The organism is Martinezella miluonensis (assembly GCF_900094545.1).
GTDB lineage: Bacteria > Pseudomonadota > Alphaproteobacteria > Rhizobiales > Rhizobiaceae > Rhizobium > Rhizobium miluonense.
Genome location: NZ_FMAH01000028.1, coordinates 85,215 through 95,426, shown reverse-complemented (window position 1 = coordinate 95,426; position 10,212 = coordinate 85,215). Strand labels below are relative to the sequence as shown.

At 59.7% G+C, this 10,212-nt stretch carries 9 protein-coding genes and 1 pseudogene; 2 read left to right on the top strand and 8 right to left on the bottom strand.

What is annotated here, in order from left to right; genetic code table 11:
* Window positions 1-296 (bottom strand): annotated as a pseudogene (locus tag GA0061102_RS21065) (IS701 family transposase); the annotation flags it as partial.
* A gap of 320 nt (window positions 297-616) precedes the next feature.
* Here GA0061102_RS21065 and GA0061102_RS21060 point away from each other — a divergent pair.
* Window positions 617-1,591, top strand: coding sequence for a UDP-glucuronic acid decarboxylase family protein (locus GA0061102_RS21060; protein ID WP_092852860.1), 975 nt, complete (start codon window positions 617-619; stop codon window positions 1,589-1,591).
* Window positions 1,588-2,562, top strand: coding sequence for a UDP-glucose 4-epimerase GalE (gene galE, locus GA0061102_RS21055; protein ID WP_092852858.1), 975 nt, complete (start codon window positions 1,588-1,590; stop codon window positions 2,560-2,562). Before GA0061102_RS21060 ends, galE begins: the two co-directional genes overlap by 4 nt.
* Before the next feature lie 3 nt (window positions 2,563-2,565).
* Here galE and GA0061102_RS21050 read toward each other — a convergent pair whose 3' ends face one another.
* Genes GA0061102_RS21050 through GA0061102_RS33900 form a run of 7 tightly spaced genes read right to left on the bottom strand, consistent with a single transcriptional unit; the run spans window position 2,566 to window position 9,970 of the window.
* Window positions 2,566-3,795, bottom strand: a complete 1,230-nt coding sequence (locus GA0061102_RS21050; protein ID WP_092852856.1) for a glycosyltransferase family 4 protein — start codon at window positions 3,793-3,795, stop codon at window positions 2,566-2,568.
* Window positions 3,792-4,532 carry a class I SAM-dependent methyltransferase gene (locus tag GA0061102_RS21045; RefSeq protein WP_092852854.1) on the bottom strand — a complete coding sequence of 247 codons (741 nt, stop codon included), beginning with the start codon at window positions 4,530-4,532 and terminating at the stop codon, window positions 3,792-3,794. The genes GA0061102_RS21050 and GA0061102_RS21045 overlap by 4 nt, the downstream gene beginning before the upstream one ends.
* Window positions 4,529-5,839, bottom strand: coding sequence for a glycosyltransferase family 2 protein (locus GA0061102_RS21040; protein WP_092852852.1), 1,311 nt, complete (start codon window positions 5,837-5,839; stop codon window positions 4,529-4,531). Before GA0061102_RS21040 ends, GA0061102_RS21045 begins: the two co-directional genes overlap by 4 nt.
* Window positions 5,836-7,059 carry a glycosyltransferase family 2 protein gene (locus tag GA0061102_RS21035; RefSeq protein ID WP_092852850.1) on the bottom strand — a complete coding sequence of 408 codons (1,224 nt, stop codon included), beginning with the start codon at window positions 7,057-7,059 and terminating at the stop codon, window positions 5,836-5,838. Before GA0061102_RS21035 ends, GA0061102_RS21040 begins: the two co-directional genes overlap by 4 nt.
* Window positions 7,040-8,863, bottom strand: a complete 1,824-nt coding sequence (locus GA0061102_RS21030) for an ABC transporter ATP-binding protein (protein ID WP_092852848.1) — start codon at window positions 8,861-8,863, stop codon at window positions 7,040-7,042. The genes GA0061102_RS21035 and GA0061102_RS21030 overlap by 20 nt, the downstream gene beginning before the upstream one ends.
* Window positions 8,860-9,861: a glycosyltransferase family 2 protein gene (locus tag GA0061102_RS21025; protein WP_245298092.1), complete on the bottom strand. Its 1,002-nt coding sequence runs from the start codon at window positions 9,859-9,861 to the stop codon at window positions 8,860-8,862. Before GA0061102_RS21025 ends, GA0061102_RS21030 begins: the two co-directional genes overlap by 4 nt.
* Complete coding sequence (locus GA0061102_RS33900; RefSeq protein ID WP_280949836.1) at window positions 9,845-9,970, bottom strand: hypothetical protein; 126 nt, start codon at window positions 9,968-9,970, stop codon at window positions 9,845-9,847. The genes GA0061102_RS21025 and GA0061102_RS33900 overlap by 17 nt, the downstream gene beginning before the upstream one ends.
* Window positions 9,971-10,212: the final 242 nt, after the last annotated feature.

The window sequence follows — 10,212 nt, the reverse complement described above, 5'->3', positions numbered from 1 at the left end:
GTCTCAAGGGCGTAGTCGCGCACGATATCGCGCAAGGCATCCGCGTCCCAATGACCACGCCCTAAAATAGCCTGTTGCCGCCAAGGGCCGGGATCGCCGACTGCCTCCGCCCGCATCCAACCCGTCTTGCGTCGCTCTTCTCCCAGCAAACCGTCCAGAAATTGGCTCGCTGAATTCGCCACCCGCTCCTGTGTGAACAGCGGCCGCATTCGCGCTTTCACATCTCGTAACGAAGACGCCCAAAGCTCCAGCGTCGTCTCTATCGATGCTCCTGTCATCCATGACCTCCGAATCATGGAGACATATAGATTCAGGCTATGCATAAAAATGCAACTGTAATGCTAGGGCTCTTCATTCGTCATCAGACCAAAGTCCAATTCACGGCTCGACCTTAGTCCTAAGAAACAATCTTTGGTCCTATTGCCATGGATTGCTCAGACCGCTGCGCCAGTTTTTTCCGGCGATGGAAGCGGCGGGATATCCGGCCGCCTTTGAAACGCATACGGAGAAGTTCGATGAACATGAACGGCATCTTCAAAAGCGGCATCTTCGCCCCGACGCTTGTTTTGGCTTCCGGCGGCCACGGCGTCACCCCAGTGGCTGCGGGATAATCGGGATGCAGCAAACAAAGCGAATTCTGGTTACTGGCGGTGCAGGTTTCCTCGGCTCATTTCTGTGCGAACGACTTTTGAAGGAAAAACACGAGGTTATTTGCGTCGATAACTTTTTTACGGGACGTAAAACCAACGTCTCGCATCTGCTGGACAACAGATCCTTTGAAATCATCCGCCACGACATCACCTTTCCCCTCTATGTGGAGGTCGATGAGATTTATAATCTCGCTTGTCCGGCGAGCCCGGTTCACTACCAGTTCGATCCGGTACAGACGACCAAGACCAGCGTCCACGGTGCGATCAATATGCTGGGCCTCGCCAAACGGGTCGGCGCCAAGATCCTTCAGGCCTCGACCTCCGAAGTCTATGGAGATCCCGAGATTCATCCTCAACAGGAGAGTTATTGGGGCCGGGTGAACCCGATAGGGCCGCGCTCTTGCTATGACGAGGGCAAGCGTTGCGCCGAGACCCTGTTCTTCGATTACTGGCGCCAGCATAGACTCCAAATCAAGGTGGCGCGCATCTTCAACACCTATGGTCCAAGGATGCGTCCGGATGACGGCCGGGTCATTTCCAACTTCATCGTGCAGGCGCTTCAGAACAAGCCGATAACGGTTTATGGCAGCGGCCAGCAGACACGCTCGTTCTGCTATGTCGACGACCTCATCGACGGCCTGGTGCGGCTGATGGGAACAAAGGACGAGGTGACGGGGCCGATTAATCTTGGCAATCCGGCGGAGTTTACGATGCTGGAGCTTGCCAATCTCGTCATAGAGCTGACCGGAAGCCGGTCGACGGTAAAATATCTGCCCCTGCCTGCCGATGATCCCAGGCAAAGGCAACCGGACATTGGGGTCGCGACGCGAGAGCTCGGCTGGACGCCGAAGGTTCAGTTGCGGGCCGGACTTGGTAGAACAATCGCTTACTTTGAGAGCCTGCTGGCGTCTGGCCGTTCGCAGGCGATCGCCGCCGAATGAAGATCGTTCTCGTCACAGGGGGAGCCGGTTATATCGGCTCGCATTGCTGCAAAGCGTTCGCCGAGGCAGGGTGGTCGGTCGTCACCTACGACAATCTCTCCCGCGGCTGGCGCGACGCCGTGAAATGGGGGCCGCTGGTCGAGGGGGATATTGCCGACGCCGGGGCAGTCACGGCAGCGCTGCGCCAGTACCGCCCCGATGTCGTGGCCCATTTCGCCGCTTATGCCTATGTCGGCGAATCCGTCGAATACCCTGAACTCTATTACCGGAACAATAGTTTCGGGACCTTGGTGCTCATTGAGGAAATGCTGAAGGCCGGTGTCAACAGGCTGATCTTTTCAAGCACCTGCGCTTCCTATGGAATTCCGGTGCGTACGCCGATCGACGAGACCCATCCGCAGTGGCCGATCAACCCCTATGGATGGTCGAAATTCATGATCGAACGCATAGTGGAAGATTTCTCGCGTGCCCGCGGTCTCAATGCGGTGATGCTGCGATATTTCAATGCAGCCGGCTGCGACCCCGAAGGCGAGATCGGTGAACGGCACGAGCCCGAGACACATGTCGTTCCGCTCGCTATAGAAGCGGCGATCAGATCGGGCCAGACCTTTACCATCAACGGCACCGACTTTGACACGCGCGACGGCACCGCCGTCCGTGACTATATCCACGTCAGCGATCTCGCGCAGGCTCATGTCCTTGGCGGAGAGAAGCTGTTGCGGGATGAGGGAGTGCATGTCTACAACCTCGGTACCGGCAACGGAACGACTGTGAAGGAATTGGTCGATGCCGTCGGCCGCATTTCCGGGCAAAGCCTTCCCGTTGCCTATGGTCCCCGCAGAGCCGGCGATCCACCGGCGCTCGTCGCTGCGGCCGGCAAGGCAGAAGCGGAGCTTGGATGGGTGCCCAGACATTCCAGCATCGACAGGATCATCGACACGGCGCTTGCCTGGTATCGCAGCCGGATGTGATGCTTACCTACTTGTCGCCGTCAGAAAATCATCGAGAGCGGCGCCAACCGCTTCGATCGAGAACTTTTCCGTCACCCGCCTTCTGGCGGCCGCGCCAAGCCGCGCTCGAAGCGAGTTGTCGTCTTTCAATCTTACCAGGGCGCGCACAATTTCCTCCGGCTGCTCCTGTCTTACCATCAGGCCGCCCGAGGCTTCGCCGTCGGCTAAAATATCCGGCAAGCCTTGCGCATCCGAAGCGATGACGGGAAGACCACAGGCCATGGCTTCCAATGGCGCAACCGGCATGCCCTCGACACGGGAAGCCGTGACATAGATGTCCGCTGCCGACAGCCAGCGCCGGATCAATGTCCGGTCCGTCGTGTAGCTGGAAAGCCATTGCACATTCGACGGGCCGCTTTCACGAAGCAGCTTTGCAAACGCCTCGCTGTCCTGGCCCGAACCAATGATCACCAATTGGCTGGCAGGATTGTCGGCGAAGCGTGCCCAAGCCTCCAGTAGAACATCGAGCCCCTTGCGGCGGATGTCGATGCGCCCGTGATTGAGGACGATGAAGCAATCCTGCGGCAGGCCGAGACTGGTTCGCGCCTCGCCACGATCCGTCGCCTGCCATTCCCGGGTATCGAGGGGATTTGGAATATCCGCAATATTTGGGGCAATGCGCGGATAGGTCTTGGCAAGGCGGCTGCGCTCTGCGGAGGAAGCGACGATCAGGCCGCGGCACGCGCGCAGGGAAAGCTGCCTCGCTACGGCCTCGATCCAGGACAGCGTGCGGTCGCCTCCCTGAAAGGTGGCATAGAGAGGAACGTTTAAGCCGCGCGCCAGCCATGCCAGCGCGTCGAAGCGCGTATATTCATATTCCTGGGCGAGCAGCAGATCGCATTTGGAGCGGGAAAGAATCTCGCGGAAGGCTGAAACCGGCGTTGCAGACCAGCGCCGCAGGCTATAGGCGGCAGGAGAATGGCCTTGACGGGACCGCCTTGCCGGCGCGACCCAGATCGGTGTGCCTGTGCCGGGATGCTCGTAGCACTCAATCTTGGTCACCCGCTCGGATGCGCAGACGATAATTGGCTTGTAGCCTACCGAACCCAGCGCGGCCGCATAGCCAAATAGCCAACCTCCTGTCATCCGCTCGACAAAATCACTGAGCTCAAGCCCAATCGGCTCAAGAAACTCTTCAATCACGTCGCCCCACGGGAAGAGGGCGATCACTTTTGGCGTCGAGTGGCCCGTCATTTGCGCCAAGCAAAGGCCGTCTCGGTGCCACGCGTGGACGGCCGGTGCATTAAGTAACCGAGGAAGGTCACGGGCGCCGCCAGCGCATAGAGTACCTTGCGGCGACGCCGCCCGAGGCGGGAAAACGAGACGTCATGGAAGAAAGCAGTGGCGGCGTTGATGAATGTAGCCCGCTTTTCCGGGCGCCTTTCGAAAAGTGCTGCAAGTTCCGGATCCCTGTATCCCCGCCTGACGTGACCCCACTCGCGCATCAGCTCGCTTTCATGCGGACAATGGCGTTTCATGACGCTGAAATAGGGGTAATGCCAGTTGACCTCAGGGGTGGAGATCAGGACATAGCCGCCCGGCCGCACGACCCGCAATGCCTCCTGGGCGGCGCGGCGATCATCCTCGATGTGCTCCAGCACATCGAACATGGTGACGATGTCAAAACTGTCGTCATCCATCGGCAGCGAACAGGCGTCGCCGCAAATGAAGGTCGATCTCGCCCAGGAAGGCTGATGGTCGCCCAGCTCCGGGTCGATGTCGAGCGTGACGATCTCGGCTTTTGGATAGAGGATGCTGGCAAGGCCGCTGCGGCCGCCGCCGATTTCCAACACCCGTCCGGCGCCTCCAGTCTCGGCCGGGGCGACCCGATGGATGGCGCGCATCTTTTCGCGATAGAACAGACCATCCGTCAATCCGTTCGGATACGGGTTCCTGGATAGAAACTGGCCAAGTGTTGCTTTCTTGATCATCGCGGTATTCCTTTTTCAGCAGTCGCGGCAGCCCCCATCGGGGTTCGCCGCATTCTCCAGCCGAAGCGCAGGAGAAACTGCAGGCCGGCGAGCCAGCCCTGTACTTCGGCCGCCAAAATTCCGAGCCTGCCGGGCGGCCCTTCCAAAAGCGCCTTGACGAAGGTTTTGGCGAAATAGACCGGCAGTTGCTTGCCGATGCGCACGATGTTTCCGCGATCGCCGAAATTATCGCGCTGCGTCACCAGAGCCGCGACATGGCCCTTCATGTAGGCTCTGATCTGCCGCTTGAGGCCGGGCCAGTCGCTGCGGTGGTGGTGGAAGACGACTGCCCGGGGTTCGTAGAGGCATGCTCCGCCGGCCGCCAGCAGTCGGTACCAAAGCTCGGAGTCTTCGGAGCATCCTGCCGCTCCTGCGCCGAGACGTTCATCGAACAGGCCGACCCGCTCGAATACCGATCGCCGAAAGGCCATGTTGGCACCGGCGCCGATCTTCCAGACATGCGCTCCGCTTGGCCGCGTCTCTTCAAAGAAGCGCCCGTCAAAGACGAGTGGTACGAAGGTGGAGCCAAACCCGCCCATGGTGAACTGAAAGCAGCATTGCGCGGCCGTATCGAGACGCGCCGGCAGCACAAGACCGGTGAACGCCTCAACGTCCCGTTCCGCAAAGGCACGCGCGATCTCTGCCGTCCAGCCCGGATGGGCTTCGACGTCGTCGTCGGTAAAGGCGATGATATCAAACCGGCTTGTCTGAACACCGGTGTTTCTGGCCCGGCTCAAGCCGGCGTGGGGCTCATGGACATAGCGAAAATCGGGGAATTGCCCGCAGACATCCCTAGCATTCCCGTCTTGGGAATTGTCGACGATGACGACCTCACCGGGAGCGCTGCGTTGTGCTGCCAGGCTGCTTAGGCATTTGCTCAGAGCCGGACCTCGGTCGCGGGTGCAGATGACCACGGAGATATTATGTGCCGGAGCGGAGGATGGGGTTGCGAACGCTTCGAGGGCTTCCACCAGATTTTCCGCTTCAAGCGCGGCCTCCAGCGAGAGCGCAGGCTTTGGCCATCCTTCATAGGAGGCTCGCAACGGTGCGCCTAGCCCGATGCTGCGCGCTTCCAACTGGGCAGCCGCATATTCGGCGGTCAGCTGGCGCAACTGAGAGGTCCCGTAAGGTAGCTCGTCCTCCAGAGAGGCTCGCGCTCCAAGCGGCAGGTCTTTCCACCAGAAGATCGACAATGCGGGCTCGCGATCGCTGCCGCTATCGGCAGCTGCAAGATCGACATGCCTGACCTCAAAACGTTCCGTAGTCATGGATTGCGCTCCCGGATCGACCTGATGCGGGCGCGTGAGCGATCATACTCGCCGGCAAGGCCGTAGATTCCGCCCCACAGCTCCGCTATGCCGAAACGCAGGTCATGGCCGCGAAGCCGGCGTGCGGCGCGAGCAAGTGCCTTCAGCTGGTCGAAGAACCACCACCGGACCATGGCGCGATGACGCGCTCGCATTTCATCGTCGGTGCGATAGCTTTTGACGAGAAAGGCCATCATGCCGAGACCCCAGGTCCAGTATTGCCGTCTGAGCTGTGGAATGGTTTCGCGATGCTCGTGATAAACGGCATATTCCGGCTCATAGATCATCGGGCGTCCGGAGCGCAGAACGCGGTAAAAAATATCGAGATCGCCGCCTCCGGGTAGTGGTGCTCCCGTATCGAGCGCCTCGTCGAAACCGCCAAGCTCGATCAGCAACGCGCGGTCAAAGGCCATGTTGCAGCCGGCGCCGAGAACGCCGGCCCCGACGGGATGGAGCGGGTTGTCAAAGCGAGCCTTATGAAACTCCCTTCGGGCAAAGCCGCGGCCAAACCCTCCACGTCGCTCGAAGAAGATCTGCGCCTGTGTATCGAGCCGAAACGGCAGTACGAGGCCCGTGAAGCCGCCGACGCCGGGATTGTCGCGGCACGCCTTGGCAAGACCCGCAAGCCAATTGCGGTCCACCACGACGTCATCATCCAGATAGGCAATGATATCGCCCCGGGCTCCATGAAGGGCGGCGTTTCGGGCAAAATCCAGTCCAGCCTTCGGTTCGAAAACGTAGCGGATATCCGGGAAACTTTCGACGGCCTCGCGCGTGGACGTATCCACCGAAGCATTATCGACCACGATGATTTCAACGAACTGGAAGGCGGCGCCAGCCCGGACCCGATCGAGCGAGCGCAGCAACCGGGAAAGACGTTGGGCGCGGTCTTTGGTGCAGATGGCGATGCTGAGGTTCGGCAGCGGCGCGTCCTTCGTCGGCAGCCGTGTCCTCAGCTCCTCTTCGAGCTTTACAACGAGAATGCGCTCCGCAAAGCGCTCGTCGGCAAGAGCTTTCAGGCTTTCGACCGACAGCGTCGATCCGGCTGGCCGCTCGATCATTTCAAATGCGATCAGCCGGCCTCGCCATCGCGCGATCAAGCCGACACCGGTCTGTTCGGTCGAGAGTTCGATCGGCGTCAAGGGCTCCGACAACTCGATATCAATAAGCTTGTAACTCATCACCCAACTCCCGGCCATCGCGGCGGCCGTGCTGAAATTCGTGGAGCCTGGAAAAATGTCCCTGCCGTTTGAAGAGTTCATCCGGGGAACCGGCCTCGACCACTCGACCCTTTGTCATCACGATGATCTGATCGGCCGCCAGAACGGTCGAGAGCCGGTGAGCGATCACGACAACGGTACGGTTATGCGAGTACTCGTCGAGCGCGAGCTGAAACGCCTGTTCGGTTTCGGCGTCGAGCGCGTTGGTCGCCTCATCCAGGAGCAGAATATCGGGATTTCGAAGGATCGTTCGGGCGAGCGCTACGCGCTGCCTTTGCCCGCCCGAAAGACGCATTCCCTGGTCGCCGATCCGTGTCCCGTAGCCATCCGGAAGCAGCCGGATGAAATCGTCCGCCTTGGCGATTTCGGCGGCCCTGCCTATCTCGGCCGCGCTGGCCCCCAGATCACCATAGGCGATATTGGCTGAAATCGTGTCATTGAAGAGATGGACCTCCTGCGACATCAACGACAGGCGCTTGCGCCAGCTGCGAAGATCGAATTCTGGGAGGGGGGCACCATCCGCGAGGATCTCGCCTGAAGTCGGATCCATGAAGCGAAAGAGCAGCGCCATCACTGTGGATTTTCCTGCCCCCGACTCCCCGACGATCGCAGTGGTCTTGCCTGCGGGAATACTGAAGGAGACGTCCTCCAGCGCCAGTGGCTGGCCGGGCGCGTAGCGGAAGGAGACATTGCGGAATTCGACGGCCTTTCTGAAGGCGGGCGCCTGCACATGCCCCTCCGGGAGAAAAGGCCTCTCTGTCGCGCGGAGGAAGTCTTCGACGTCGTCGATGCTGCCGGCGAGCCCGTCGAGCGCGATCTTCGACTGCAGCAGTTCCCGGGTTGGGCCTTGAAGACGGTATAGCAGCGAGAGAAACGCGGCCAGCGCAGCAATGCCCAAGCCCACGGATTGAGCGACGAGAACCAGCACGCCGATCAGAATTGTGATCGAGATTTCCGAGATAGGCCCGGGCGTTGCCCATAGCATATCGAGCTTCAGGAGGCGTCGACGCACATTGTCGGAGGTCTTCCGGAAGCGATCGCGTTCATAGTTTTCCTGGGCGAAAGCGCGGATCAATTGCAACGCGTTGATGCTCTCCCACATCCTCAAACCGAACTGCTTGTTTTCTTCGACAACGGCCTTGCCGGTCTCGTCTGCGCGGCGCGTGGCCAGGCGAATGGCCATGGCTCCGAAGAGAAGGAACATCATAGAGAAAAACGTCAGCCGGACGGAAATCAGGAGCATCAGCAGCATGAAGACGATGAAGGTGCAGAAGCAGATCATCAAACGATAAGCGAGGCTCAACGCCTGACTGACCTTCCAGGTGTTGTTGGCAATTGTCGTGATGATATCAGAGCGTCTGTTTTCCACCCTGTAGTCGATGCACGAGCTGATCGTCTGGTCGAAGACCCTTGCTCTCAGCCGATGCGCAACGAGACCGTCGACATACCGGGTCACCCAGGTATTGACGAGATGGACGGCATTCTTGAGGAGGATGCTGACACACAGCACACCCACCAGGAAGGCCGTCAGATGGCCCTGTGGAACAGGCGCCAGAAGACGGTCGAAAATTCGCTGCCATTCCCCCTCCTGCGTCGCAGCAGCACCCAGGCTCTGGATGAGAGGAATGAAAAGAAAGAGCCCAGCACCCTCGAGGACCGCCGCGGCGAGGCCGAGCCCGATGATGGTTGGTCCAGCCCAAGTTGGTGCCTCTGCCAGGCGGAAAAGCCGCCGCAGCCGCGTGAGGAGGGAACTGCCCGACGTCACTGGATCGTCTCCGTATAAAGGGGCCGCAACTCCGCGTTTCTTCGCAACCCCCTTAAACGGGCCTTGAGCCAATCGGGAACCAGCCTGGCGCGGCAATACACGTCCAGCATGTTGGGCAGGCTGGAAATCGCCAGGCGTGGCTCCAACGCCAAAAATCGCCCCAACAGATCACAGCCGTCGAAAAATCGACCGCTGACAAACGCTCTCACGACGAGCCAGTGAATCATGTCGACCAAATGGGCGTCGAGGTCGCTGCCATATTGAGGATATTTCCTGCGATACTCGGCAAGGACGATTTCGCACGAGGAGAGCATCCGCTTGACGTCACTCGACATGTTCGTGTTCGTCATGCGATAGCCGACCAGATGTTGCTGTATGACGCGGAATTCGTAGCTCTCCGCAATTCTGAGACAGATCAGTAGATCCTCGCAGCCCTGGGCGTTGCGGGCCCTCAAGGACGGGTCGAACTGCCCGGCTTCCTCGAATGCGGAACGACGCATGAGCATCGAACTGCCGTTCCCGACGAAATTGTTTCTGCACATGCGTTGAAGCACATGTCCTTCGTGGTTCGGCCGATTATGGAGCGAAAATACGCGGCTATGCTCGTCGATGAGCGCGTACCAGCAATACGCCAATCCAACCGACGGCCCACCCTCGTCAAGAGCTTGCCACTGAAGGGCGATCTTCGACGGAGCCCAGAGATCGTCGGCATCGATGAATGCCAGAAATTCCGCATCGGTCGCAGCCGCACCATTGTTGCGTGCCGCAGCAACGCCGCTGTTGGCCTGCCGAAGGATCCGGATTCGGGGATCCTGCTTCGCATATTCGGTTGCGATTGATAGCGATCGATCCGACGAGCCATCATCGACAATGATGATGTCAAGCGCCTGATGTGTCTGTTGGCAGATGCTGGCCAAGGTTGCGCCGATCGTTCGTTCGGCGTTGAACATCGGCACGACCACCGCAACCGTGGCACTTCGCTTAGGTTCCAAAGTCATTGCCACCCTTGGCGATGAGGCCAGCGAACTCGATGATGCCGTCGCCGGCGGAAGCATCGGCAAGCGCCCGGGCGAGGGTGCCGCTTTCAAGGACGCTGTTCATGCTCATCGACTTCTCCGCATGCATTGCGACAGCGGTCGGATATCCCGCCGCTTCCATCGCGGGAAACAACTGGCGCAAAGGTCGGAGCAATCCATGGCAATAGGACCAAAGAATGTGTTGTCAGACTAAGGTCCTGTCGCAAATTGGACTTTAGTCTGACGGAGAAGAAGTGACTCAGAACCTGCGGTCCTTCGCGCCAACTCTGGTTGCGCCTGACCGGTGTAGAAGAACTGTCATCTGGCTGAGGG

What these genes read in the sequence shown, in the direction of transcription:
- GA0061102_RS21060 (WP_092852860.1), top strand. Translation starts at nt 617, where the DNA reads ATGCAGCAAACAAAGCGAATTCTGGTTACTGGCGGTGCAGGTTTCCTC.
- galE (WP_092852858.1), top strand. Translation starts at nt 1,588, where the DNA reads ATGAAGATCGTTCTCGTCACAGGGGGAGCCGGTTATATCGGCTCGCAT.
- GA0061102_RS21050 (WP_092852856.1), bottom strand. Translation starts at nt 3,795, where the DNA reads ATGACGGGCCACTCGACGCCAAAAGTGATCGCCCTCTTCCCGTGGGGC.
- GA0061102_RS21045 (WP_092852854.1), bottom strand. Translation starts at nt 4,532, where the DNA reads ATGATCAAGAAAGCAACACTTGGCCAGTTTCTATCCAGGAACCCGTAT.
- GA0061102_RS21040 (WP_092852852.1), bottom strand. Translation starts at nt 5,839, where the DNA reads ATGACTACGGAACGTTTTGAGGTCAGGCATGTCGATCTTGCAGCTGCC.
- GA0061102_RS21035 (WP_092852850.1), bottom strand. Translation starts at nt 7,059, where the DNA reads ATGAGTTACAAGCTTATTGATATCGAGTTGTCGGAGCCCTTGACGCCG.
- GA0061102_RS21025 (WP_245298092.1), bottom strand. Translation starts at nt 9,861, where the DNA reads ATGACTTTGGAACCTAAGCGAAGTGCCACGGTTGCGGTGGTCGTGCCG.
- GA0061102_RS33900 (WP_280949836.1), bottom strand. Translation starts at nt 9,970, where the DNA reads ATGAGCATGAACAGCGTCCTTGAAAGCGGCACCCTCGCCCGGGCGCTT.